The organism is Streptomyces globisporus C-1027, assembly GCF_000261345.2.
Lineage (GTDB): Bacteria > Actinomycetota > Actinomycetes > Streptomycetales > Streptomycetaceae > Streptomyces > Streptomyces pakalii.
This window is the reverse complement of the sequence record NZ_CP013738.1, coordinates 2,333,914-2,357,934: the sequence shown is the minus strand read 5'-3', so window position 1 is coordinate 2,357,934 and position 24,021 is coordinate 2,333,914. Positions and strand designations below refer to the sequence as shown.

Annotated in this window: 21 protein-coding genes and 3 tRNA genes; 12 read left to right on the top strand and 12 right to left on the bottom strand. The window is 72.3% G+C overall.

What is annotated here, in order from left to right:
- Positions 1 to 106: 106 nt before the first annotated feature.
- On the bottom strand, positions 107 to 466 hold the full coding sequence (gene nirD / locus WQO_RS10165) for a nitrite reductase small subunit NirD (RefSeq protein WP_010064328.1): 360 nt from the start codon (positions 464 to 466) through the stop codon (positions 107 to 109).
- Positions 466 to 3,093 (bottom strand): nitrite reductase large subunit NirB, encoded by a 2,628-nt coding sequence (gene nirB / locus WQO_RS10160; RefSeq protein WP_010064329.1) that lies wholly within the window; start codon positions 3,091 to 3,093, stop codon positions 466 to 468. The genes nirD and nirB overlap by 1 nt, the downstream gene beginning before the upstream one ends.
- A 167-nt stretch (positions 3,094 to 3,260) precedes the next feature.
- On the opposite strand from nirB, the gene WQO_RS10155 reads away from it, so the two are divergent.
- A complete protein-coding gene (locus tag WQO_RS10155) occupies positions 3,261 to 4,052 on the top strand; it encodes a TSUP family transporter (RefSeq protein WP_010064330.1) in 792 nt (263 codons plus the stop codon).
- Between the two features lie 12 nt (positions 4,053 to 4,064).
- Here the strand turns inward: WQO_RS10155 and WQO_RS10150 are convergent, their stop codons facing one another.
- The 4 genes from WQO_RS10150 to WQO_RS10135 form a co-directional block, all read right to left on the bottom strand.
- Positions 4,065 to 4,697, bottom strand: a complete 633-nt coding sequence (locus WQO_RS10150; protein ID WP_010064331.1) for a class F sortase — start codon at positions 4,695 to 4,697, stop codon at positions 4,065 to 4,067.
- Positions 4,698 to 4,870: 173 nt separating this feature from the next.
- On the bottom strand, positions 4,871 to 5,416 hold the full coding sequence (locus WQO_RS10145) for a hypothetical protein (protein WP_010064332.1): 546 nt from the start codon (positions 5,414 to 5,416) through the stop codon (positions 4,871 to 4,873).
- Between the two features lie 384 nt (positions 5,417 to 5,800).
- Complete coding sequence (locus tag WQO_RS10140; protein WP_010064334.1) at positions 5,801 to 6,262, bottom strand: DUF5990 family protein; 462 nt, start codon at positions 6,260 to 6,262, stop codon at positions 5,801 to 5,803.
- A gap of 56 nt (positions 6,263 to 6,318) precedes the next feature.
- Positions 6,319 to 7,122 carry an aminotransferase class IV family protein gene (locus tag WQO_RS10135; protein WP_010064335.1) on the bottom strand — a complete coding sequence of 268 codons (804 nt, stop codon included), beginning with the start codon at positions 7,120 to 7,122 and terminating at the stop codon, positions 6,319 to 6,321.
- A gap of 74 nt (positions 7,123 to 7,196) precedes the next feature.
- Here WQO_RS10135 and WQO_RS10130 point away from each other — a divergent pair, with 74 nt between their 5' ends.
- From WQO_RS10130 to WQO_RS10120, 3 genes are all read left to right on the top strand, one after another.
- A complete protein-coding gene (locus tag WQO_RS10130; RefSeq protein WP_010064336.1) occupies positions 7,197 to 7,829 on the top strand; it encodes an NADPH-dependent FMN reductase in 633 nt (210 codons plus the stop codon).
- A 77-nt stretch (positions 7,830 to 7,906) separates the two neighbouring features.
- The gene (gene cutA, locus WQO_RS10125) at positions 7,907 to 8,248 is read left to right on the top strand and encodes a divalent-cation tolerance protein CutA (RefSeq protein ID WP_030708109.1); all 342 of its coding nucleotides are present in this window, start codon (positions 7,907 to 7,909) and stop codon (positions 8,246 to 8,248) included.
- Positions 8,245 to 8,730 (top strand): gamma-glutamylcyclotransferase family protein, encoded by a 486-nt coding sequence (locus WQO_RS10120; RefSeq protein ID WP_010064338.1) that lies wholly within the window; start codon positions 8,245 to 8,247, stop codon positions 8,728 to 8,730. The genes cutA and WQO_RS10120 overlap by 4 nt, the downstream gene beginning before the upstream one ends.
- Positions 8,731 to 8,745: 15 nt before the next feature.
- Here WQO_RS10120 and WQO_RS10115 read toward each other — a convergent pair whose 3' ends face one another.
- On the bottom strand, positions 8,746 to 9,510 hold the full coding sequence (locus WQO_RS10115) for a SanA/YdcF family protein (protein ID WP_010064339.1): 765 nt from the start codon (positions 9,508 to 9,510) through the stop codon (positions 8,746 to 8,748).
- Between the two features lie 401 nt (positions 9,511 to 9,911).
- On the opposite strand from WQO_RS10115, the gene WQO_RS10110 reads away from it, so the two are divergent.
- The 5 genes from WQO_RS10110 (at position 9,912) to WQO_RS10090 (ending at position 16,968) form a co-directional block, all read left to right on the top strand.
- A complete protein-coding gene (locus WQO_RS10110) occupies positions 9,912 to 10,835 on the top strand; it encodes a sirohydrochlorin chelatase (protein ID WP_010064340.1) in 924 nt (307 codons plus the stop codon).
- 52 nt (positions 10,836 to 10,887) lie between these two features.
- Entirely contained in the window at positions 10,888 to 12,246 is a 1,359-nt protein-coding gene (locus WQO_RS10105; RefSeq protein ID WP_010064341.1) for a deoxyguanosinetriphosphate triphosphohydrolase, read from the top strand.
- A gap of 139 nt (positions 12,247 to 12,385) precedes the next feature.
- A complete protein-coding gene (locus tag WQO_RS10100; RefSeq protein ID WP_010064343.1) occupies positions 12,386 to 13,645 on the top strand; it encodes an NAD(P)/FAD-dependent oxidoreductase in 1,260 nt (419 codons plus the stop codon).
- 93 nt (positions 13,646 to 13,738) lie between these two features.
- Entirely contained in the window at positions 13,739 to 15,670 is a 1,932-nt protein-coding gene (gene dnaG, locus WQO_RS10095; protein WP_010064344.1) for a DNA primase, read from the top strand.
- A gap of 206 nt (positions 15,671 to 15,876) precedes the next feature.
- Positions 15,877 to 16,968, top strand: coding sequence for an RNA polymerase sigma factor (locus tag WQO_RS10090; protein WP_010064345.1), 1,092 nt, complete (start codon positions 15,877 to 15,879; stop codon positions 16,966 to 16,968).
- A 15-nt stretch (positions 16,969 to 16,983) separates the two neighbouring features.
- Here WQO_RS10090 and WQO_RS10085 read toward each other — a convergent pair whose 3' ends face one another.
- The 4 genes from WQO_RS10085 to WQO_RS10070 form a co-directional block, all read right to left on the bottom strand.
- Complete coding sequence (locus WQO_RS10085; RefSeq protein WP_010064346.1) at positions 16,984 to 18,912, bottom strand: ABC transporter ATP-binding protein; 1,929 nt, start codon at positions 18,910 to 18,912, stop codon at positions 16,984 to 16,986.
- Entirely contained in the window at positions 18,912 to 20,645 is a 1,734-nt protein-coding gene (locus tag WQO_RS10080) for an ABC transporter ATP-binding protein (RefSeq protein WP_010064347.1), read from the bottom strand. Before WQO_RS10080 ends, WQO_RS10085 begins: the two co-directional genes overlap by 1 nt.
- 228 nt (positions 20,646 to 20,873) lie before the next feature.
- A complete protein-coding gene (locus WQO_RS10075; protein WP_010064349.1) occupies positions 20,874 to 22,325 on the bottom strand; it encodes an FGGY family carbohydrate kinase in 1,452 nt (483 codons plus the stop codon).
- A gap of 59 nt (positions 22,326 to 22,384) precedes the next feature.
- Complete coding sequence (locus WQO_RS10070; protein WP_010064351.1) at positions 22,385 to 22,690, bottom strand: YtxH domain-containing protein; 306 nt, start codon at positions 22,688 to 22,690, stop codon at positions 22,385 to 22,387.
- A 182-nt stretch (positions 22,691 to 22,872) separates the two neighbouring features.
- Between WQO_RS10070 and WQO_RS10065 the strand changes: the two genes are divergently transcribed.
- The 3 genes from WQO_RS10065 to WQO_RS10055 all read left to right on the top strand — a co-directional run bounded on the left by WQO_RS10065 (position 22,873) and on the right by WQO_RS10055 (position 23,332).
- Positions 22,873 to 22,945: transfer RNA gene (locus tag WQO_RS10065), tRNA-Asn, on the top strand.
- Between the two features lie 5 nt (positions 22,946 to 22,950).
- Positions 22,951 to 23,023: transfer RNA gene (locus WQO_RS10060), tRNA-Asn, on the top strand.
- Positions 23,024 to 23,258: 235 nt separating this feature from the next.
- Positions 23,259 to 23,332, top strand: a tRNA-Ile gene (locus WQO_RS10055).
- Between the two features lie 92 nt (positions 23,333 to 23,424).
- Here the strand turns inward: WQO_RS10055 and WQO_RS10050 are convergent.
- On the bottom strand, positions 23,425 to 24,003 hold the full coding sequence (locus WQO_RS10050) for a hypothetical protein (RefSeq protein ID WP_010064352.1): 579 nt from the start codon (positions 24,001 to 24,003) through the stop codon (positions 23,425 to 23,427).
- Positions 24,004 to 24,021: the final 18 nt, after the last annotated feature.

The following is a 24,021-nucleotide window of genomic DNA, read 5'->3' as shown; positions in this document are numbered from 1 at the left end:
AACGTCAAGTGCAGATGAACGGGCGGCGGAGGGGTTGCGCAGGCCTCCCCTCCGGCTTCCGGGCCGGGGCCGGGCCCTCCCGCCCGGGCCTTTCCCGTTGTCCGGATCAGTCCGCCCGTACGGCGAACACCGGCACCGACACCTCCTCGTCGTCCAGGCACACCCCCGTCGCCAGGTCGAAGCGCTGCTTCAGCAGCGGTGAGGCCACGAACGGCCGCCCGCCCGCCGAGCCGAGCAGCCCGCGCGAGAGGACGTACGCCCCGGTGAACGGGTCCCGGTTGCCGATCGCGTACACCTGACCGGACCGGTCCGTGAAGACGGCCGCCTGGTCCCCGTCCGGCAGCAGCACCGCCACCCCCCGGCCGGGGATCAGCAGTCCCCGTTCGCAGACCGTCAGCCAGTCCTCGCCGTGGGCGAGCCGGACGGATCCGGTGCCCCGCGCTGTCGTGATCGTCGCGATAGCCATCAGGATGCGGTCCCTTCGAGGGTGCGGACGGCGAGGACGGGTCCGGCGAGAAGTTCCAGATCCGGCTTGATCTGGTCCCTCTCCGGAATGAACCTCACCGAGGGGTCGGGGGCGTCGGGGGCGTTGACGAAGGTGACGAACCGGCGCAGCCGGTCCGGGTCGTTGATGGTCTCCGCCCACTCGTCGCGGTAGCCCGCGACATGGTCGGCCATCAGCCGCTCCAGCTCCTCGCAGAGCCCCAGCGAGTCGTGGACGACCACGTCCCGGACGTGGTCCAGGCCGCCGTCGATCCGCTCCAGCCAGGCGGAGGTGCGCTCCAGGCGGTCGGCGGTGCGGATGTAGAACATCAGGAACCGGTCGATCAGCCGCACCAGTTCGGCGTCGGAGAGGTCCTGGGCCAGCAGGTCCGCGTGGCGCGGGGTGGCCCCGCCGTTGCCGCCGACGTACAGATTCCAGCCCTGGGCGGTCGCGATGATCCCGAAGTCCTTGCCCCGGGCCTCCGCACACTCGCGGGCGCAGCCGGAGACCGCCGACTTCAGCTTGTGCGGGGAACGCAGGCCCCGGTAGCGCAGCTCCAGATCGATTGCCATCTTCACCGAGTCCTGCACGCCGTAGCGGCACCAGGTCTGCCCCACACAGGACTTGACCGTACGCAGCGACTTCCCGTACGCGTGCCCGGACTCGAAGCCCGCGTCGACCAGTCGGGTCCAGATCAGCGGCAGTTGGTCCACCCGGGCGCCGAAGAGGTCGATGCGCTGGCCGCCGGTGATCTTCGTGTAGAGGCCGAAGTCGCGGGCCACCTCACCGATGACGATGAGCTTCTCCGGGGTGATCTCGCCGCCCGGGATGCGCGGCACGATCGAATAGGACCCGTTGCGCTGGAGGTTGGCGAGGAAGTGGTCGTTGGTGTCCTGGAGCGCCGCCTGCTCACCGTCCAGCACATAGCCGCTCGCGCCGACCGTGGGCGCCAGCGAGGCGATGACCGAGCCGACCGTCGGCTTGCAGACCTCGCAGCCGTCGCCGCCCCGCGCCTCCTCGCGGCCGTGCGAGTCGAGCAACGCCGCGAACGAGGTGACTTCCAGGGTGCGCACGATCTCGTACAGCTCGCTGCGGCTGTACGGGAAGCAGCCGCACAGCCCCGAATCCTCCGGCGGCGGCATCAGCTGCCCGATCACCTTGAGGCAACTGCCGCAGCCCGTACCGGCCTTGGTGCATTTCTTCACCTCCGGCAGTGTGGTGTGCTCACAGATCGCGCCCTTGGTCACGTTGTGGCAGGAGCAGATCACCGCCTCGTCCGGCAGCGCGCCGGGGCCGAGCGACACCGGTCCGCCGCCCGACCCGGCCGGCAGGACCAACTGCTCTGGTGCGACGGGCAGTACGGTGCCCGTCAGCGGCCGCAGCGTGCCGTAACTCTCCGCGTCCCCGACCAGCACCCCGCCCAGCAGGGTCCCGTCCGGGCCCATCACCAGCTTCTTGTAGACCCCCGCCCGGGCGTCGGAGTACACGACGTCGAGCGAACCCTCGGCCGCCCCGTGCGCGTCGCCGAACGAGGCCACGTCGACCCCGAGCAGCTTCAGCTTCGTCGACAGGTCCGCCCCTGTGAACGCGGACCGTCCGCCCCCGATCACCTCGGCCGCCGTCCGGGCCATGTCGTAGCCCGGCGCGACCAGTCCGTACACCCGGCCGTCGGCGGTCAGCGCGCACTCGCCGATCGCGAACACCGCCGGGTCGGAGGTCCGGCACTCCTCGTCCACGACGATCCCGCCGCGCTCCCCGACCGCGAGGCCGCACTCCCGGGCCAGCTGGTCCCGGGGCCGTACGCCCGCAGAGAAGACGACCAGATCGACGGCGAGCGAGGACCCGTCGGTGAGGGACATCCCGGTCACCGACCCGCCCTCGCCCGCGGTGACCTCCTGCGTACCGACCCCCGTGTGCACCCTCAGACCCATGTCCTGGATCGTCCGCAGCAGCGCCGCGCCCCCGCCCTCGTCCACCTGGACCGGCATCAGCCGGGGCGCGAACTCCACGACATGGGTGGCCAGCCCGAGCCCCTTCAGCGCCCCGGCCGCCTCCAGACCCAGCAGCCCGCCGCCGACCACCGCACCGGTCGCCGCGCCCTTCGCGTACTCCTCGATCGCGAGCAGGTCCTCGATCGTCCGGTACACGAAGCAGCCCCGGGCGTCCTTCCCCGGCACCGGCGGCACGAAGGGGTACGAGCCCGTGGCCAGCACCAGCGTGTCGTACGGGAACACCGCCCCGGACCGCGCGGTCACCGTCCGCCCCGCCCGGTCCACGGCCGTCGCCGGGTCGCCGACGTACAGTTCGACGCCGTGCCGGGCCATGAACTCCGGCTCCACCAGCGAGAGGTCCTCGGGGCTCCGCCCGTCGAAGTACGAGGTGAGCCGCACCCGGTCGTAGGCGGGCCGGGGCTCCTCGCAGAGCACGACGACGCGGGCGCCGCCGGCCGCCGGGGTCAGCCCGCGCTCGGCCAGGGCCTCCAGGAACCGCTGGCCGACCATGCCGTGCCCGACGACCACGATCGTCGGGACGGCGGTGTGCGCCCGGGCGTGCGGGGTGGTGTTCGAGGCGGCGGCGGTGGTGCGCGGCTCGAAGGTGGGCTCCGGCATCTCAGTGGCCTCCGTCGGTTGTCCTCATGCCCCGAGCCTGGCCGGGAGGTGTTACCCGGCCGCATCCCGGCTGTTTCCCGGGCGGAACCTTGCGCTCAGCGACCGGGCAGGGGCCCTGTGAGGGACCGGGTGAGGAGGCGGGTGCGACAGGCGTCTAGTGTCGGTTCGTGCCTGACATAACCCTGACGAGCCTGATCCTCCTCTGCCTCGCCGCGGCCGCCGCGGGCTGGATCGACGCGGTGGTGGGCGGCGGCGGACTGCTGCTCCTGCCCGCGCTGCTGCTCGGCCTGCCGCACGTACCGGCGGCCCATGTCCTCGGGACCAACAAGGCCGTCGCGATCGTGGGCACTTCGGGTGCGGCGGTGACCTTCCTGCGGAAAGCCCCGGTGCGGGTGGGTCTTGCGGTGCGGATCGGGCTGATGGCGCTCGCCGGGTCGATGACGGGGGCGTTCTTCGCCGCCGGGATCAGCAGCGAGGTGCTCCGCCCGGTCATCATGGTCGTGCTGCTGGGGGTCGCGGCCTTCGTGATGCTGCGCCCGTCCTTCGGCACGGCGGCGGCGGGCGACGGCACGGACCGGCCGGTCGCCCGGGCCCGGATCATCACGGCGATCGTGCTGGTCGGCGGCGGGATCGGCTTCTACGACGGGCTGTTCGGGCCGGGCACCGGCACCTTCCTGGTGCTGGCCCTGACCGCCGTGCTCCACCTCGACCTCGTCACCGCGTCCGCCACCGCGAAGATCGTCAACGTGTGCACCAACGCGGGGGCGCTGGCGATGTTCGCGTACCAGGGCACCGTGCTGTGGCAGCTCGCGGCCGTGATGGCCGTCTTCAACCTGGCGGGCGGAATGATCGGGGCGAGGATGGCGCTGAGCCGGGGGAGCGGCTTCGTCCGGGCGGTGCTGCTGACGGTGGTGTTCTCGCTGGTCGCCAAGCTCGGCTTCGACCAGTGGAACGCGTAGCGCCCCAGGTGGTCAGCGCACGTCCGTGAGGTGCGCGTACGCCACCACGTTGCCCTGGTAGCCGGTCTCCTTCGAGAAGCCGCCGCCGCAGGTGATCAGCCGGAGCGCGGCGTGCGGCGCGTCGCCGTAGACGCGCTGGTCGGGGAAGTCGTCGTTGTCGTAGACCTCGATGGCGTCGATCGAGAACACGGCCGTGCGTCCGTCCCGGCGGTCCACCTCGACCCGGGTCCCTTTGGTCAGGGCGCCCAGGGCGTAGAAGACGGACGGCCCCTCGGCGTTGTCCACGTGCCCCGCGACGATCGCGGTGCCCTTCGCGCCGGGCGGGACGCCGTCCTCGTACCAGCCCGCGAGGTTGCGGTCCTCGTCCGGTGGTACGTCGAGGCTGCCGTCGGCGGCCAGTCCCAGCGGTGTCATCGGCGCGTCCACCTCGACGGACGGGATGCGGATGCGGACCGGATCGGACGGGTTCAGCGGCTCGGCGACCGGGGAGCCGGGCTGGAGCTGGGGGCCGGCGGCGAAGGCCTGGGCGCTGGAGGGCTGCGGCGGGATCAGCTGGCCGCCGGGCCCGTTCTGGATGAGCCAGATGCCGCACAGCACGGCGATGCCCACCAGCCAGCCCTTGGCCTTCTGCGCGCTCGGTGACACGGCGTCGTCCTCGGTCGGTGGTCCGGGACGGGCGGGGCGCGCTCGGGGACGCGCCCCGCCCGGTCAGAGGGGAAGCGGCGGTTCGGCTTCCTGTGGCGCCTTCGGAGGGGCATTCCCGCGGCGCCCGCAGATCGGTCGGCGCCTGCGGAAGGCCTCCCCGCGGCGCCCTCGGATCAGCTTCCTTCGGCGCCCCCGGAGCGGCGGCGGAGCAGCCACAGTCCGCCGACGGCGGCCAGACCGATCACGCCGACGCCCAGGGCGACCTGCGTGGAGTTCGGTTCGACGCTGCCGCCGACCCCGGTCCGCACATGGCCGGACGGGCGGTCGTGGATGGGCTTCTCGTGCTTGCCGCCGCCGATCACCTTGAGGTCGCCGACCGCGTCCTTGCCGTTGTCGCAGGATACGACGATCTCGTAGACACCGGGCTGGGTGTCGTGCGGCACGGTGAACTGGCCGACCACGACCTCCTTGTGGGTGCCGGGACGCATCTCGAAGTCGCCGGCGTCCAGCTCGTTCGCGTCACCGATGCCCGAGCCCTTCTTGCCGCAGGCGGTGGTGTTCACGGTGATGGTGGCGCCGGGGGGAGCGGTCGCGGGGGTGATCTCCAGTCGGCCGAAGTCACCCGCGTACGCGGACGGAGCGGCGGCGGTGAGACCGAACGCGATGACGGTGAACGCGGCACCGACGGTGCCGGTCACGAGGCGGGCAGGACTGCGCATGGGGATCCTCCGGGCAGACGGCGCGAGCGGGTGTGTCCTGTCCCCGAGCCAACGGGGGGACGGCCGCCCACGCCTTCTGACGCAGGATCAGCTTTCACCCGTACGGACCGGCGCGGCACCCTTGCCGAAATGGATCACCGCAGGTCGCAGCGGTGCGGCTGGGCCGTTCGGTCCGAGCTGCCGGGCCGGGTGCCGATCGGGTGAGGCGGACACATGAAGTGTGACGCAGGTCACATGTATGACGTTGTGGGCCCCGGGCACACGCAAGACATCCCCCGCACGGGACGGATCCCCGCCCCCCACGGCACCCGCCCCCGCCGGTCCACTCCCCCCTGGACCGGCGGGGGCGGTGTCGGATCCGCCTCCGGCCGGCGTACGGGGTAATCAGGCCCCGCCCGCGGCGCTCCAGACGATCTGCGGCGGACGCACCCGGGCGCACAGCGGCTGTCCCTTGGCGTCGGTGAGCCCGAGCCGCCCGGTGAGCTGCCCGGAGCGCGCGGCGGCGGCGAGGACCTCCGGATCGATGTCGCTGAACATCAGCTTCGCGCGCCGGAACATGGTGAAGGCCCCGGCGTCGTCCACCGTGCCCCAGGACAGATAGATGAACCGCCCGCCCAGCCGGTTCTGGACGTAGGGTCCCGACACCGCGACCCCGTCCTCCGTCACGGTGGCCTCGCAGTCGAGCACCCATGACGCGGAGGGGGCGTCCCCGGGGTGCAGGCCGAGCAGCTCGCCCGGCCGGTCCTTGCGCTGGACGCCGACGTGGATGTTCTCGTAGCCGGGGAAGTCGCTGTCCGGGCCGCAGGCGCGGCCGGGAAGGGCCGAGGCCTCGATGTGGATCTGCATGCCCCCATGGTCCGGCACGGCCGGGGCCGCCCGCCCTTCTTTCCGTACGGGGAGCCTCACACGGTCTCCTCCGGGGTGCTGCCGTACACCGCGCCCAGGTCCTTCATGAGCTCCTCGTCCACCGGGAACACGGTGTCGTCGATCCGCCGCACCGGTGCGATGCCCTGCGAGTTGCAGACGAAGGCGGCGGAGAAACGGCCCACCCCGTCGGGCCCGTCCAGCGTCACCGGACGGCGGACCGAAGGCCGTCCGGCCCGCTCCAGGCCCTGTTCCAGCAGGGCCATCGTGATGCCGATGAGCGCCGGGGCGTCGGGCCACACCACCGAGGTCCCGTTCCAGAAGCCGATGTTGGTGATCGCCCCCTCGGTCACCACACCGCCCGGCGCGGTCAGCAGCGCGTCGTCGAACCCCGCCCGCCCGGCCAGCACCCCGTAGTACGTCTGCCCGAACTCGCCGGGCCGCTTGATGTGCGGGGCGGTGCGTGCGTACGGCACCGGCATCAGGCTCTGCGCCCCGGACGGCATGACGGCGGGCTCCCGGACCGTCACCATCAGGGTCGTACGCGTCGCCCCGGGCGGCAGATAGCCGTTCACCCGCACCGAGGCGTCCCGCCGCCCCGCCCCGGCCAGGGCGTGCCGGATCAGCTCCCGCACCCGGCTGCCGTCCAGCGGCAGGCCGAACAGCTCCCGGTTGGCGGCGTCCAGCCGCGCGAGGTGCAGGCCCAGGCCCCGCACCCGGCCGTCCCGCACCTGAAGCGCGGTGAAGTGGCCGAAGCCGTACAGGGCGGGGATCCTCAGGGTCTCCTCGGTGGCCGGGCGGCCGTCGAGCTCGATGTGGGGCGGGGGAGGCTGTGTCGTCATGCGGCCACCGTAGGCGGCACACGTCGGGACGGGGGCTTGACCTCAACCTTGGTTGAGGGAGAAAGGTCGACGCCATGGACACCACAGCCGCATCCACGTCATCCATGTCACCCACCCCGTCCGCCGAGGCGGCCCCCCTCAAGGTCGCCGTCATCCTCGGCAGCAACCGCGACGGCCGCTTCGGCCCCGTCGTCGCCGAATGGTTCCTGGGCCGCGCGGCCCGGCACCCCGGCATCGAGACCGACCTGATCGACGTCGCCGAGGCCGGCCTGCCCACCGCGATCACCTTCAGCCCCGGCCCGGAGGAGGCGGCCCGGCTCGCCGCGGTCTCCGAACGGCTCGCGGCGGCCGACGCCTTCGTCGTCCTCACCCCCGAGTACAACCACTCGTTCCCCGCACCGCTGAAGACCCTCATCGACTGGCACAGCGCCGAATGGCAGGCCAAGCCCGTCGCCTTCGTGTCGTACGGCGGCATCTCCGGCGGGTTGCGCGCCGTCGAGCAGCTGCGGCAGGTCTTCGCCGAGCTGCACACCGTCACCGTCCGCGACACCATGTCCTTCCACAATGCGGGCGCCCTCTTCGACGACGAAGGGCGCCACCGGGACCCGGGCCCCGCCGACGCGGCCGCCAAGGTGCTGCTGGACCAGGTGGTGTGGTGGGGCACGGCCCTGCGCGACGCCAGAAAGTCCCGTCCGTACGGCGCCTGACGCCCGGTGGGCCGACAATCGCATCGAAGGCCCACGGGCAAGGTGCCCGCCGAGTCCGCATTCCGAGGAGACCGACGATGACAGCGCCGCCGGCATGGCTGACCGTACTGACCACGACCGACAGCGAGGACAAGGCCCACGCCCTGGCGCAGTCGGCGGTGGAGGCCAGGCTGGCGGCCTGCGCGCAGATCTCCGCCCCCGTCACCTCCGTCTACCGGTGGCAGAACGCCATCGAGACGAGCGAGGAGTGGCAGGTGCTCTTCAAGACGGCGGCGGAGCGCTACGACGAACTGGAGGAGCACCTCCAGCGCGAGCACGACTACGACACGCCGGAGATCATCGCCCTGCCGGTGATCCGGGGCAGCGCCCGCTACCTCGGCTGGGTGACGGCGGAGACGGCTCCTCCGGCAGCCCTGTGACGGCGGCGGCCTTGACCACCCCCGGCCCGGGCGGCGGCCCCGCCGACGCCGAACTGCCCTTCTTCGTGTACGGGACGCTGCTGCCGGGCGAACCCAACCACGACCTGTTCCTCCGGGGCCGTACGGCGGGGGAGCGCCCGGCCGTGCTGCCCCGGGCCCTCCTCTACGACGGCCCCGGCTACCCGTACGCCATCGAGGGCCACGGCCGCGTCCACGGCACCCTGCTCGTCGCCGCGCCCGGGGTGTACGGGGAACTGCTCGGGCTGCTGGACCACCTGGAGGAGTTCCTCGGGCCCGGCCACCCGCGCAACCTGTACGAACGCGTCGTCCGCGAGGTCGAGCTGCCGGGGCCCGGCGACGGGGGCTCGGTGCGGGCCTGGGTGTACCTCGCCGCGACCGCCGTCACCCGCTCGCTGCGGACCGGCGGCGTGCTCATCCCCGAGGGGCGGTGGGGCACCGGACGCGGACCGGGCGACTCCTAGAGCCGGTCCGGGGGTTCACCCGGTCGGCGCAAGCGCCTCCGCCACGCCCGGCTCCTCGGGCCCCAGGAAGCGCGGGTCGGGCCGGAACAGGGCGTCCAGGGCCGCCTTGCCCGAGGCGGCCAGCTCCCGGGCGCCGCCGTAGTACCAGGTGGCGTCCCGGGGTTCGTCGACCGCGACACCGTACGCGTCGATCCCGGCGGACCGGCACAGGGTGACCGCGCGGTGGATGTGGAAGCCCTGGCTCACCAGTACCGCCCGGTCGACCCCGAAGATCTTCTTGGCCCGGACGCAGGAGTCCCAGGAGTCGAATCCGGCGTAGTCGCTCACGATCCGCCCGTCGGGCACCCCGCGCCCGGTGAGGTACGTGCGCATCGCGTCCGGCTCGTCGTACTCCACCCGGCTGTTGTCCCCGGTGACGAGGACGACCTTGACCTTCCCGGTCCGGTACAGCTCGGCCGCCGCGTCCAGCCGGTGTGCGAGATACGGGGTCGGCCGGCCGTTCCACAGCCCGGCCCCGAACACCACGGCGACCTCCCGGGCCGGAGCCTCGGCCGTCGTACCCACCCGGTCACCGGCCGCGAGCCGCATCCAGGTCGCGGGCACGAGCGCCAGCACGCAGGCGGCCATCAGCCCCTGCACCAGCCGCCGTTGCCCGCGCCGGGTACGCGGCAGCCGCAGGGCGGCGCATCGCTCGCGGAGCCGTGGCGTGGGCCGTTCCGGCAGCCGCGGCCCGGCGACCCGGCCCCGGAGCCGCAGCGTGGGCCGCCCCGGCAGCCGCATGGCGGCGAGCCGCTCCCGGAGCCACGGGCCGAGCCCCTCCGGAGGCCGCGAGCCCGTCGACCGACCGGACCGCTTCCGTCTCTCCCCGCTCTTTCCGAGCACCGCAACCCCCACTCGTCCCCGCGTCGTCCGTCCGTCGGCCGCGCCGTGCGCGCGCCGCGCCCCCCACCTCACCTGACGACCGAGAAGCCGCAAAGGTTCGCCCGCGGCCCCGCTTGTGGCGCCCGACACCCGCGCCGGACCCGCGCACGCCGGCCCGCGCCGGACACGCGCCCGACACCCACCTCCGGCCCGGCCCTCCGAGGCACCGCACACCGCCCCCGCCCCCGCCGTGAGGCGGCGGAAAACACTGGTGACCCTCACGCAACGGCCCGGCAACCTCCGCCCGGCACCATCGGTCCATGACGGAGCCGGCCCCGGAACAGCCCCAGCAGTCACCCCCGCTGACCGACAGCACCGCGCACCTCCTCGCCCGCATCACCGACCAGCTCGGCGCACAGCTCAGCCTCGTCTCCCGGAACGGAACCCGCAGACCCATGCACCGCACCCGGCCCTCCGACCGCCCCGCAGCGGACGGCGGCACCTCCGCCCCGGCCCTGGTCGCCGTGGCGCACGGCAGCCGCGACCCGCAGGCCCTGCGCACCGTGCTGGCCCTCCTGGACCGGGTCCGCGAGCTGCGGCCCGGTCTCGACGTCCGGCTCGGCCACATCGAGCTGAACGCGCCGCTGCTCCCGGACACTCTGGACGGTCTGCGCGGGGCCGAAGCCGTCCTCGTACCGCTGCTCCTGGGGCGCGGCCACCACGTCAAGCGCGACCTGCCCGCGGCGACGGCCGCCGCCCCCGGCGTACGGACCCGGATCGCCGCGCCCCTCGGCCCGCACCCCCTGCTCGTGGAGGCGCTGTACGGGCGGCTCGTGGAGGCCGGCTGGGACCCCGGCGACCGGGACAGCAGGCGCGCGGGCGTGGTTCTCGCCGCCGCCGGGTCCCGCGACCCCGACTCCGCCCAGGACACCCGGCGCACCGCCCGCCTGCTCGCGATGCGCCTCGGCGTGCCCGTCGTGCCCGCGTACGCCTCCGCCACCACGCCCACCGTCCCGGCCGCCCTGCGCGCGCTGGCCGCCCGAGGACGCCACCGGGCCTTCGTCGCCTCGTACTTCACCGCCCCCGGCCGCTTCGCGAGCGCCTGCGCCGACGCCGTACCGCACCGGGCCGCCGCCCCGCTCGGCGCCCACCCGGCGATGGCCCGCCTCGTCCTGCACCGCTACGACCAGGCACGAGCAGCGGTCGCCCCCGCCGACGCCGTGAGCTTGCTCGCTTCCGCCTGACATCCCGGCCCGCTCACGCCCGCTGTCCGTCCCGGTCGCTACTGTCGGGACCATGGACGGCACACAGGGCGCACACGGGGCAGAACCGGCACACGGCACGCACGGCACACGAAGCGCACAGAGCGGTACGGGGGCGAGCCCCTACGGCCCCGCCGACACCGAGCGCTTCGACACCGAGGAGGACAAGCGGCCCGGCCGCACCGCCTTCCAGCGCGACCGCGCCCGGGTCCTGCACTCCGCCGCCCTGCGCCGGCTCGCCGGAAAGACCCAGGTGGTGACGCCCGGCACCCGCTCCCTCGTCTGGGACGCCAGCCCCCGTACCCGGCTCACCCACTCCCTGGAGTGCGCCCAGGTCGGCCGCGAGCTCGGCGCGGTCCTCGGGTGCGACCCCGACCTGGTGGAGACGGCCTGCCTCTCGCACGACATGGGCCACCCGCCGTTCGGCCACAACGGCGAACAGGCGCTCAACGACTTCGCCTCCGACTGCGGCGGCTTCGAGGGCAACGCCCAGTCGCTGCGCCTGCTGACCCGCCTGGAGCCCAAGCGCTTCGTCCACGACCCGCGCACCGGCGAGCTGGTCAGCGTCGGCCTCAACCTCACCCGGGCCGCCCTGGACGCCGCCACCAAGTACCCCTGGCCGCGCGGCGCGCACCCCACCGACCCGCACTCGGTGAAGTTCGGGGTGTACGCCGACGACCTCCCGGTCTTCGCCTGGGCCCGCGAGGGCGCCCCCGAGGACCGCACCTGCTTCGAGGCGCAGGTCATGGACTGGTCCGACGACGTGGCGTACAGCGTCCACGACTTCGAGGACGGGCTGCACGCCGGGCACATCGACCCCAACTGCCTCTACGCGGAGCCGGAGCGCGAGGAGATCTGGGCGGTCGCCATCGGCCGTTACGTCCCCGCCGGCACCGATCCGCAGGAGCTGGCCGAGGCCCTGGACCGGCTGATCGACCAGGACTGGTGGCCGCACGGCTACGACGGCTCCGCCGTGGCCCAGGCCCGCCTGAAGGACGCCACCAGCCAGCTCATCGGCCGCTTCTGCACCGAGGCCGAGACCGCCACCCGCGCGGTGTACGGCCCCGGCCGCCTCGGCCGGTACGGCGCGGAGCTGGTCGTCCCGCGCACCGTCCGCAACGAGTGCGCCGTCCTCAAGGCGGTCGCCGACCGCTACGTGATGCAGCGCGCCGAGCAGGAGACCCTCCGCGCCGACCAGCGCATCGTCATCGCCGAGCTGGCCGCCGCCCTCACCGCCCGCGCCCCCGAGGGCCTGGAGCCGCACTTCCGCGCCCTGTTCGACCAGGCCCCCGACGACCACGCCCGCAAGCGGGTCCTGATCGACCAGATCGCCGCCCTCACCGACGCCTCCGCACGATCCCTGCACGCCGCGCTCACAGCGCGCCACGGCTGAGGGGCAGACTGGAAGGGGCCGGACTTTTTGACCACTGGGTGTGACCTGTCCGGGGCACACCCTCTTTCGCCATCACGCTGCGTGCGGGACGCTCGCAGCTGTGGGGGCGCCGCGCAGCACAGCACTGAGGAGGCATCAAGTGGTCGACGCACACCAGACGTTCGTCATCGTCGGAGCAGGACTCGCAGGGGCGAAGGCCGCCGAAACACTGCGGGCCGAGGGGTTCACCGGCCGGGTGATCCTCATCGGCGACGAGCGCGACCACCCCTACGAACGCCCGCCGCTCTCCAAGGGATACCTGGACGGCAAGGCCGACCGGGACAGCGTCTTCACCCACGAACGCCCCTGGTACGCGGGCGCGGACGTCGAGCTGCACCTCGGCCAGCCGGTCACCGCGCTCGACCGGTACGCGAAGACCGTGCAGCTCGGCGACAACACCGTCATCCACTACGACAAGCTGCTGCTGGCCACCGGCTCCGAACCGCGCCGCCTCGACATCCCCGGCACCGACCTCGCCGGCGTCCACCACCTGCGCCGCCTCGCCCACGCCGACCGGCTGCGCAACGTGCTCGCCGCCCTCGGCCGCGACAACGGCCACCTGGTCATCGCCGGAGCCGGCTGGATCGGCCTGGAGGTCGCCGCCGCCGCCCGGGGCTACGGCGCCGAGGTCACCGTCGTCGAGGCCGAGCCCACCCCGCTGCACCAGGTCATCGGCCCCGAGCTGGGCCAGATCTTCACCGAGCTGCACAGCTCGCACGGCGTCCGCTTCCACTTCGGCGCCCGCCTCACCGAGATCACCGGCCAGGACGGCATGGTGCTCGCCGCCCGCACCGACGACGGCGAGGAGCACCCCGCCCACGACGTGCTCGCCGCGATCGGCGCCGCCCCGCGCTCCGCCCTCGCCGAGGCCGCGGGCCTGGAGCTGGCCGAGCGGGCCCACGGCGGCGGCATCGCCGTGGACGCCTCGCTGCGCACCTCCGACCCGCACATCTACGCCGCCGGGGACGTCGCCGCGGCGCAGCACCCCCTGCTCGGCACCCGGCTGCGCGTCGAGCACTGGGCCAACGCCCTGAACGGCGGCCCGGCCGCCGCCCGCGCCATGCTCGGCCAGGACGTGACGTACGACCGGATCCCGTACTTCTTCTCCGACCAGTACGACCTGGGCCTCGAATACTCCGGCTGGGCCCCGCCCGGCTCCTACGACGAGGTGATCATCCGGGGCGACGCCGGGAAGCGGGAGTTCATCGCGTTCTGGCTCAAGGACCGCCGCGTCCTCGCCGGGATGAACGTCAACGTGTGGGATGTCACCGAGACCATCCAGGAGCTGATCCGGGCCCGTCAGCAGCACGACCCGGAGGCCCTCGCCGACCCGTCGGTCCCGCTGGACTCCCTGCTCTGAGACGTACGGCCGGGGCGCGGGCCGCACCGCCCGCACCCCGGCCGGCCGCCCGCCGCGACCCGGGCTGTCCGAGCCCACCCGTAGACTTCACACGTGGCTGGCAGGATCAATGACGACGATGTGAAGGCGGTACGGGACGCGGTCCCGATCGACGCCGTCGTGTCCGAGTACCTCCAGCTGCGCAACGCGGGCGGCGGGAATCTCAAAGGCCTCTGCCCCTTCCACGACGAGAAGTCCCCCTCCTTCCAGGTCAGCCCCTCCAAGGGTCTGTTCCACTGCTTCGGCTGCCAGGAGGGCGGCGACACGATCGCCTTCGTGATGAAGATCGACCACCTCTCCTTCTCGGAGACGGTCGAGCGCCTCGCCGCCAAGGCGGGCATCACCCTGCGGTACGAGGAGGGCGGCTACAACCCCTCCCACCAGCGCGGCGAACGCATCCGGCTGATCGAGGCCCACCAGGCCGCCGCCGAGTTCTACGTCCGCGCGCTGGAGAGCCCCGAGGCCGAGATCGGCCGGACGTTCCTCGCCGAACGCGGCTTCGACCAGGAGGCCGCCACCCACTTCCGGGTCGGCTACAGCCCGGCCGGCTGGGACCACCTCACCCGGTATCTCCGCGGCAAGGGCTTCAGCGACAAGGAGCTGATCACCTCCGGCCTCTCCCAGGACGGCCGACGCGGCCCCATCGACCGCTTCCGCGGCCGGCTCATGTGGCCGATCAGCGACACCGCGGGCGACATCGTCGGCTTCGGCGCCCGCAAGCTCCGCGACGACGACAACGGCCCCAAGTACCTGAACACCCCCGAGACCCCGGTCTACAAGAAGTCCCAGGTGCTGTACGGCATCGACCTGGCGAAGAAGGACATCGCCAAGGCCAGCCGCGCCGTCGTCGTCGAGGGCTACACCGACGTCATGGCCTGCCATCTCGCCGGGGTCACCACCGCCATCGCCACCTGCGGCACCGCCTTCGGCAACGACCACATCAAGATCCTGCGCCGCCTCCTCATGGACAACGGCAGCGCCCGCGTGATCTTCACCTTCGACGGCGACTCGGCCGGTCAGAAGGCCGCCCTGCGCGCCTTCGAGGACGACCAGAAGTTCGCCGCCGAGACCTACATCGCCATCGCCCCGGACGGCATGGACCCCTGCGACCTGCGGCTCGTCAAGGGCGACGACGCCGTGCGCGACCTGGTCGAGCCGCGCACCCCGCTCTTCGAGTTCGCGCTGCGCCAGATCGTCGGCCGCTACGACCTGGAGACCCCGGCCGGCCGCGCCGCCGCCCTCGACGAGGCCGCCGCCGTCGTCGCCAAGATCAAGACGAGCAGCGTGCAGCGCGAGGTCGCCGTCCAGCTCGCGGGTCTCGTCGGCATCCTCGACCAGGAGTTCGTCGTCCGCCGCGTCGCCCAGCTCGCCCGCTGGGCCCGCGACAAGGGCGGCGACCACGGGGACCGGGGCGGCCGGGGCGGACCCCAGGGCCGGGGCCCGCGCGGCGGCGCCCCGCAGCAGACCGCCCCCGCCCCGGCGCCCGCTTTCTCCGGCCCCGCGCTCAACCTCCGCAGCCCCGCCCACCGCACCGAGCGCGAACTGCTCAAGCTCGCCCTCCAGAAGCCCGCCCTGGTCTCCCCGGCTTTCGACGCGTACGGCGTGGACGAGTTCACCGCTCCGCCCTACGCCGCCGTGCGCCGCTGCATCGAGGAGGCGGGCGGCGCCGAGCAGGGGATCGCCGACGACCGGGCGTATCTGGGCGCGGTCCTGGACGCCGCCCCCGACAACACCGTCCGCAACCTCGTCACCGAACTGGCCGTCGAGGTCTTCCACGGCCGCACCATCGACGAGACCTACGCGGGCATGCACCTCGTCCACGTCCGGCTGCGCGCGGTGGACCGCCGCATCGCCGACGTACAGAGCAGCCTCGCCCGCCTCGGCAACCACGTCGCACCCCAGGATCTGGCCGCCGCGCAGAACGAGGTCTGGGTCCTCCAGCAGTACGCCCAGACCCTGCGCGCCCACGGCGCCGCCGCGCTCTGAAGCTCCCGCCGATCCGCCGGGCCGGTAACCGCCCGGTGACGGACCGGAATCAGAAAGTCCCCGCACGCCCCTCGTGACAGCCGTGTGTCGTACCCCACACTGGGGAATGTCTGAGTCATCGGAGCACACCGGTCCGCAGGGGAACACCCGGGCCCGGACAGGCTTCCACCCCGTCATCCGGCAGCGATCACCTGGAGGTCGCCCCCGTGCAGACCCGGACCGTGACGACCACGACCGCGCCCATGGCGGCCATCCCCGCGCAGAACAGGGCCCTGCACCACCCGGAGACCGCAGCCGGCCCGCCCGGACACGCACCCGAGGCAGTCATGGTGGAAGCGACGCACCTCCCCGAACCGCCGGACCCCAGGAACCGGGCGGACTCCGGCGGCCCCACCTCCGACCTGTTCCGGCAGTATCTGCGCGAGATCGGCCGCATCCCGCTGCTCACCGCCGCCGAGGAGGTCGAGCTCGCCCGCCGCGTCGAGGCCGGGCTCTTCGCCGAGGAGCGCCTCGCGGGCACCCCGGACCTCGACTCCCGCCTCGCCGTGGACCTGGACCGGCTGGTGGTGATGGGCCGCACCGCCAAACGCCGCCTCATCGAGGCCAACCTCCGCCTCGTGGTCTCCGTCGCCAAGCGGTATGTGGGCCGCGGGCTGACCATGCTCGACCTCGTCCAGGAGGGCAACCTCGGCCTGATCCGGGCGGTGGAGAAGTTCGACTACGCCCGGGGCTACAAGTTCTCCACGTACGCCACCTGGTGGATCCGCCAGGCCATGTCCCGCGCCCTGGCCGACCAGGCCCGCACCATCCGCGTCCCCGTCCACGTCGTGGAGCTGATCAACCGCGTGGTGCGCGTCCAGCGCCGCCTCCTCCAGGAGCGCGGTGTCGAGCCGACCGCCGAGGACATCGCCGTCGAGCTGGACCTGACGCCCGAGCGGGTCACCGAAGTCCTGCGCCTGGCCCAGGAACCGGTCTCCCTGCACGCCCCCGTCGGCGAGGAGGACGACGTCTCCTTCGGCGACCTCATCGAGGACGGCGACGCCGCATCGCCCGTCGAGTCCGCCGCCTTCCTGCTGCTGCGCCAGCACCTGGAGGCGGTGCTCTCCACCCTCGGCGAGCGCGAACGCAAGGTCGTCCAACTGCGCTACGGCCTGGACGACGGGCGGCCCCGCACCCTGGAGGAGATAGGACGCATCTTCGGCGTGACACGCGAACGTATCCGCCAGATCGAGTCCAAGACCCTCAGCAGGCTGCGGGACCACGCCTTCGCCGACCAACTCCGCGGCTACCTCGACTGATCCGCGCGAGCGGAGTCAGTCCACCTCGGCCAGCGCCTCCGCGAACTGGGCCGCGTACAGCCGGGCATAGGCGCCACCGGCCGCCAACAGCTCGTCGTGCGTGCCCTGTTCGACGATCGACCCGTTCTCCATCACCAGGATGACGTCCGCGTCCCGGATCGTGGAGAGCCGGTGCGCGATCACGAACGACGTACGCCCGTGGGCCAGGCGTGCCATCGCCTTCTGGATCAGCACCTCGGTCCGGGTGTCCACCGAGCTGGTCGCCTCGTCGAGCACCAGGATCACCGGGTCGGACAGGAACGCCCGCGCGATGGTGATCAGCTGCTTCTCGCCCGCGCTGACCCCGGTCCCCTCGTCGTCGATCACCGAGTCGTACCCGTCGGGCAGCGTCCGGATGAACCGGTCCGCGTGCGCCGCCTTCGCCGCCTCCTCGATCTCCTGACGGGTGACCTCGCGCGAAGCGCCGTACGCGATGTTCTCCGCGATCGTCCCGCCGAACAGCCAGGTGTCCTGGAGGACCATCCCTATGGAGGACCGCAGGTCGTCCCGGGACATCCTCGCCACGTCGACCCCGTCGAGCGCGATCCGCCCGCCGGTCACCTCGTAGAACCGCATCAGCAGATTGACCAGCGTCGTCTTGCCCGCACCCGTCGGACCGACGATCGCGACGGTCTGCCCCGGCTCCACGCTCAGCGACAGGCCCTCGATCAGCGGCTTGTCCGGCTCGTAGCGGAAGGACACCTTCTCCAGCGCGACCCGGCCCTCCGGCCGCGCCGGGCGCTCCCCGTGCTCCGGGTCCGCGTCCTGCTCCTCGGCGTCCAGCAGCTCGAAGACCCGCTCCGCCGAGGCGATACCGGACTGCACCAGGTTGGCCATCGAGGCGACCTGTGTCAGCGGCATCGAGAACTGCCGCGAGTACTGGATGAACGCCTGCACGTCACCGATCGACAGCGCGCCCGAGGCGACCCGGAGCCCGCCGACCACCGCGACCAGCACATAGTTGATGTTCGAGATGAAGAACATCAGCGGCTGCATGATCCCGCTGGCGAACTGGGCCTTGAAGCCCGCCTCGTACAGAGCCTCGTTCTGCTCGGCGAAGTCCCGCGCGGACTCCTCCTGCCGGCCGAAGACCTTCACCAGGGTGTGCCCGGTGTACATCTCCTCGATATGGGCGTTGAGCGTGCCCGTCACCCGCCACTGCTGCACGAACTGCGGCTGGGACCGCTTGCCGACCTGGGTGGCCACGACCACCGACAGCGGGATCGTCACCAGCGCGACCAGCGCCAGCAGCGGCGAGATCCAGAACATCACGATCAGCACGCCGACGATCGTCAGCAGGGAGTTGATGAGCTGGCCCATCGTCTGCTGGAGCGTCTGCGAGATGTTGTCGATGTCGTTCGTCGCCCGGCTCAGCACCTCGCCGCGCTTGGCCTTGTCGAAGTACGACAGCGGCAGCCGCGCCAGCTTCGTCTGCAGGTCCTCACGCAGCTGGAACACGATCCGGTTGATCACCCGGATCGACAGACGGGTGGCCACCAGCATCAGCAGCCCGGCCCCGACGTAGACCACCAGGGCCAGCAGCAGGACGTTCCCCACCGCGCCGAAGTCGATGCCCTCGCCCGGGGTGAAGTCCACGGCCGACAGCATGTCGGCCATCGACCCGCGGCCGTTCTCCCGCAGCCCCTCGATCGCCTGCGCCTTCGTCGTGCCCTCGGCCATCTCCCGCCCGACGACGCCGGCGAAGATCAGGTCGGTCGCCCTGCCCAGGATCTTCGGCCCGGCCACCGACAGCGCGACGCTCACCGCCACCGCACCCAGCATCAGCCAGAGCGTGGTCTTCTCCCGCCCGAACCGCTTCAGCAGCCGCTTGCTCGACCCCTTGAAATCCATCGACCGGTCGGTGGGCGCGCCCCCGGCCATCATCCGTCCGCCCGGACCGGCCATTACGCGGCCTCCGCTTCCGTCAGCTGGGAGAGCACGATCTCCCGGTACGTTTCATTGCCGTCCATCAACTCGTGATGGGTGCCGGTGCCCACGAGCCGGCCCTCGTCCAGCACCAGGATCCGGTCCGCGTCACGGATGGTGGACACCCGCTGCGCCACGATCACCACGGTCGCCCCGGCCGTCTCCCGGCCCAGAGCCGCCCGCAGCGCCGCGTCGGTCGCGTAGTCCAGCGCGGAGAACGAGTCGTCGAAGAGATAGATCTCCGGCCGCTGCACCAGCGTCCGCGCGATCGCGAGCCGCTGCCGCTGACCGCCGGACACATTGGTGCCGCCCTGCGCGATCGGCGCGTCCAGCCCGTGCTCCAGCGCCTCCACGAACTCCTTCGCCTGCGCCACCTCCAGCGCGTGCCACAGCTCCTCGTCGGTGGCGTCCGGATTCCCGTACCGCAGGTTCGTCGCCACCGTCCCCGAGAAGAGGTACGGCTTCTGCGGAACCAGCGACACCGTCTTCGCCAGCAGCGCCGGATCCAGCGTCCGCACGTCCTCGCCGTCGACCAGCACCTCGCCGTCCGTCACGTCGAAGAGCCGGGGTACGAGCCCGAGCAGCGTGGACTTCCCGCTGCCCGTCGACCCGATGACCGCGGTGGTCTCACCCGGCCGGGCCACCAGATCGACGTTCCGCAGCACCGGCTCCTCCGCACCCGGGTACCGGAACTCCGCGCCCCGCACCTCCAGATGCCCGTGCCGGCGCAGCTCGGTGACGGGCGCGACGGGCGGCACGACACTCGAATCGGTCCCGAGGACCTCCTCGATGCGCTCGGCGCAGACCTCGGCGCGCGGCACCATCATGAACATGAAGGTGGCCATCATCACGGCCATCACGATCTGCATCAGATAGGCGAGGAACGCGGTCAGCGCACCGATCTGCATCCCGCCGCTGTCGATGCGGTGCGCGCCGAACCACACCACCGCGATCGACGACAGGTTCACCACCGTCATCACGGTCGGGAACATCAGCGCCATCAGCCGCCCGGTCGCCACCGACACATCGGTCAGCTCGGTGTTCGCGTGCCGGAAGCGCTTCTCCTCGTACCCGTCCCGGACGAACGCCCGGATGACCCGGTTGCCGGTGATCTGCTCGCGCAGCACCCGGTTCACACCGTCCAGCCGCTCCTGCATGGTGCGGAACAGCGGTCCCATCCTCCGCACGATCAGGCCGACCGAGACACCGAGCACCGGCACGACCGCCAGCAGCACGGCGGAGAGCGGCACATCGAGGCCGAGCGCCATGATGATCCCGCCGACGCACATGATCGGGGCCGACACCATCAGCGTGAACGCCAGCAGCACCAGCATCTGGACCTGCTGGACGTCGTTGGTGGTCCGGGTGATCAGCGAGGGCGCCCCGAAGCGCCCCAGCTCCCGGGCCGAGAAGGACTGCACCCGGTCGAAGACGGCGGCCCGCACATCACGCCCGAGGGCGGAGGCGGTGCGGGCCCCGTAATACACGGCCCCCACATTGCACAGCACCTGCAGAACGCTGACGGCGATCATGAGACCGCCGAACTCCAGGATGTAGCCGGTGTCGCCCGTGACGACACCGTTGTCAATGATGTCGGCGTTCAGGCTGGGCAGATACAGGGTGGCGCAGGTCTGGAGCAGCTGCAGGAGCACCAGCAGCACGATGGGTTTCTTGTACGGGCCCAGATGGGCCCGCAGGAGTTTTATGAGCACGCGGGTCTCTCGGAATCGGCGGCAGGCAGAGGGCGACCCAGTTTCGCGTACGCCGTACTCCACGAGCGAACCGTTTTCCCCAAGCCCGGGTCAAACCTGGAGCGCGGGGGAGGCCCCCGCGCCCGGGCTCACGGCGAGGCGCACCCGGTGTCAGGACGGCGCCGGGTGCGCGCCGCCGCGCGGGAAACGGGACCTGCGCGGTGCGGGCCGCTGACCGAGAAGCGGGCCCTACGCCGGGGGCCGGCCGCCGAAGGCTCCGGGGTGGATCTGGTCCCGCGTCGCCGTGTACTGCTGCCGCACCGCCCCGCCCACCGCCAGCTCGTCGCCGGGCTCCAGCACCTGGGCGGCCGCACCCTGCCAGGCCGGGGGAGTGCGCGGATCGAGGGCGCCCTGCGAGACCCCGAGTGCCCAGGCCGCCTGCCGGGCCGCGCCGATCGCCGCGTACTGGGCGGGCTGCGGCACCACGACCTGCGTGCCGAACACCGCCGGAGCCAGCGCCTGTACGGCGGGGAGCTCGGCGGCGGCCCCCAGCAGGAACACCCGCCGCACCTCCACGCCCCGCCCGCGCAGCACGTCCAGGGCGTCGGCGAGCGAGCACAGCATGCCCTCGAACGAGGCGCGCGCCAGATGCTCCGGCTTCATCGACTCACGCCGCAGCCCGCAGAGGGTGCCGGCGGTGTGGGGAAGCTGAGGAGTGCGCTCACCTTCCAGATACGGCAGCAGGACGAGCCCGGAAGCTCCGGGCGTCGACTTCAGGGCGAGGGCGGACAACTCCTCCAGCCCGTCCAGCCCCAGCATCTCGGCGGTGCCGCGCAGGGCACGTACGGCGTTGGAGAGGTGGACGACCGGCAGATGCATGCCGGTGGCGTCGGCGAAGGAGGTGATCATCCCGCTCGGATCGGCGAGCGCCTCGTGGTGGACCGCCATCACGGACCCGGAGGCCCCCAGCGACACCACCGCGTCGCCCACGGCGACCCCGAGCCCGAAGGCGGCGGCCATGGTCTCGCCGGTGCCCGCGGAGATCAGCAGCCCCTCCGGGGTCATCCCGGCGGAGTCCGCGGGCCCGAGCACCTCGGGCAGCGCGGCGGAGTGCCCGAGGGCCAGCTCGACCAGATCGGGCCGATAGGAGCCGGACCCGGCCGACCAGTAGCCGGTGCCCGAGGCGGCGCCCCGGTCCGTGGTCCGCCGGGCGGGCCGGCCCAGCAGCTGCCACACGAGCCAGTCGTGCGGCTGGAGCACGGCGGCCACCCGCTGGGCGTTCTCCGGCTCGGTCCGCGCCAGCCAGCGCAGCTTCGCCACCGGCTGCGCGGCGCTCGGCACGGCCCCGACGGCTTCGGCCCAGGCCTGCCGCCCGCCCAGCCCGTCGACGAGATCGGCCGCGGCGACCTGCGCCCGCCGGTCGTTGCCGAGCAGGGCCGGGCGTACGAGATTGCCCTGCTGGTCCAGGGGGACGAGCCCGTGCTGCTGGGCGGAGACCCCGATGGCCTGCACGCCTTCGAGCAGCCCGCCGGAGGCCGCCTCGCCGAGCGAGAGCAGCCAGGCCTGCGGATCGACCTCGGCGGCCTTGGCCTCGACCGGATGGGCGGCGTACCCCTCCCGGAGCACGGCGCCCGAATCCGTGTCGCAGACGACGATGTGAGTGAAGGCGGAAGAACTGTCCAGCCCCGCGACTATGCCCATAGGGAGATTCTGCCGCACCGCGGGACCATCCCGTAACTCACCGGCGCCCCACGGGCCCCTCAGGTGTTGGTCGTCCCCCAGTCGTCCTCGAAGCCGTTCTGGCTGCTGCGGTCCCGCAGCGACCGGACGCGCTCGGCGACGGAGGCGGGCACCTTGTCCCCGACCTTGTCGCTGACCGAGTGGTACGCCTTGCCGGCGATGTCCCGCCCGCTGTGGGCGGCGCTCTCGGCGGCGTTGCGCACGGCGGGGTTCTCCGTGAACCGCTGGGCCGACTTCTTCAACTGCTCGTAACGCTCGCGCCCGGCTCGTGTGCCGAGCACGTAACCGAGGGCCACTCCGGCGATGAACGTGAGCCGGTACCGCATGGCTGCCACCCTTCCTACGCTTGGTGCGACGTGTGCAGCCCGCCTACCCGCGAGCACCCGAGATCACCCCGGGCGATACCGATTGGCGGAGCACCCCCCTGCTTGCGCTAATGTATGTGTCGCAGCGAACGCGCGCCGCCCGGCAGCCGCCAGGCAGGTACGATTTCGAAGCAACGCAGCAATCCCCTGTAGCTCAATTGGCAGAGCAGCCGGCTGTTAACCGGCAGGTTACTGGTTCGAGTCCAGTCGGGGGAGCGCGATCCCCTGTAGCTCAATTGGCAGAGCATTCGGCTGTTAACCGGAGGGTTACTGGTTCGAGTCCAGTCGGGGGAGCAGAACGGGAGAGGACCCTTCGGGGTCCTCTTTCGCGTGTGCGGCCTGATCCCCTCCAGGGCGGAGGACGGGGCCTCGGGGTGACTCTTTCGGGTCTTCTCGATCTTCCCTGCAACCGGGCAGCACGCAGCGGCGTCCTCAAGATCAGCTGAAGTCGGTCAACCGAAGCGAGAGATCGTATGACCGGCTATGCTGCGGCAGACGGTGCGCACACTTGTACGCGCCACGCCGAAACGGGGCGGTAGCTCAGCCGGTTAGAGCAGCGGACTCATAATCCGTCGGCCGTGGGTTCGAGTCCCACCCGCCCCACCGTTCGGTCTCGTGGAGAACCGTTTCTACCCGCGGGAACGTGAAACGGGGGCCGCCACTCCAGAGTGGCGGCCCCCGTTCATCCGTTCAGATCACGATCCGGCGGCAGGCTCCCGGCAGGCCGCTGATCCCTCGACGGCCTTGGTGTAGGCGGTGAGGAGCTTCTCGATGGCCTCGGGGTCGTCGATGCCCGTGTCGCGGGTTTCGACCACGATGTAGAGGTCCTGCTCCGGGTGTTCCGACACCTCGCAGGACGAAACGGTCTGGCCGACGCCGGCCCTCCCGGTGTGGACGAAGCGTTCGTCCTCCGACAACGTTCCGTTGTCCGTGTGGGCGTATGCCTGCGCGACCCCCGCCGCGCTGTCTCTATCCCCCCACCAGGCCTGGGCGAGGCTGAGAGCCTCCTTGCCGTCCACGGACAGGTTGCAGCGCACCGTTCCCCCGTTCGGCTTCACGGTGGCCGTCGCGAGAGAGTCCCCGCCGGGCAGGACGTCCTTGACCAAGGCGGGGTCCACGGTGATCCCGCACAGGGACGTGGGCACGGTGTACGCCTTCTTGGGCGGTTCGTCGCCGGAGCACGCCGACAGGGTGGCGGCGAGAGCGACGGCGGCCGTCAGGGAGACGGCCCGGCCTATGAGCCGGTGACGCCGGAGAGATCTGCGGGGAGACAACGCGATCCTTTCGAGGTA

Coding starts and splice junctions, on each gene's coding strand:
- WQO_RS10130 (WP_010064336.1), top strand. CDS start 7,197: ATGGACACCACAGCCGCATCCACGTCATCCATGTCACCCACCCCGTCC.
- WQO_RS10135 (WP_010064335.1), bottom strand. CDS start 7,122: ATGACGACACAGCCTCCCCCGCCCCACATCGAGCTCGACGGCCGCCCG.
- WQO_RS10105 (WP_010064341.1), top strand. CDS start 10,888: ATGGACGGCACACAGGGCGCACACGGGGCAGAACCGGCACACGGCACG.
- WQO_RS10140 (WP_010064334.1), bottom strand. CDS start 6,262: ATGCAGATCCACATCGAGGCCTCGGCCCTTCCCGGCCGCGCCTGCGGC.
- WQO_RS10145 (WP_010064332.1), bottom strand. CDS start 5,416: ATGCGCAGTCCTGCCCGCCTCGTGACCGGCACCGTCGGTGCCGCGTTC.
- WQO_RS10085 (WP_010064346.1), bottom strand. CDS start 18,912: ATGGCCGGTCCGGGCGGACGGATGATGGCCGGGGGCGCGCCCACCGAC.
- WQO_RS10075 (WP_010064349.1), bottom strand. CDS start 22,325: ATGGGCATAGTCGCGGGGCTGGACAGTTCTTCCGCCTTCACTCACATC.
- WQO_RS10070 (WP_010064351.1), bottom strand. CDS start 22,690: ATGCGGTACCGGCTCACGTTCATCGCCGGAGTGGCCCTCGGTTACGTG.
- WQO_RS10110 (WP_010064340.1), top strand. CDS start 9,912: ATGACGGAGCCGGCCCCGGAACAGCCCCAGCAGTCACCCCCGCTGACC.
- cutA (WP_030708109.1), top strand. CDS start 7,907: ATGACAGCGCCGCCGGCATGGCTGACCGTACTGACCACGACCGACAGC.
- WQO_RS10115 (WP_010064339.1), bottom strand. CDS start 9,510: ATGCGGCTGCCGGGGCGGCCCACGCTGCGGCTCCGGGGCCGGGTCGCC.
- nirB (WP_010064329.1), bottom strand. CDS start 3,093: ATGCCGGAGCCCACCTTCGAGCCGCGCACCACCGCCGCCGCCTCGAAC.
- nirD (WP_010064328.1), bottom strand. CDS start 466: ATGGCTATCGCGACGATCACGACAGCGCGGGGCACCGGATCCGTCCGG.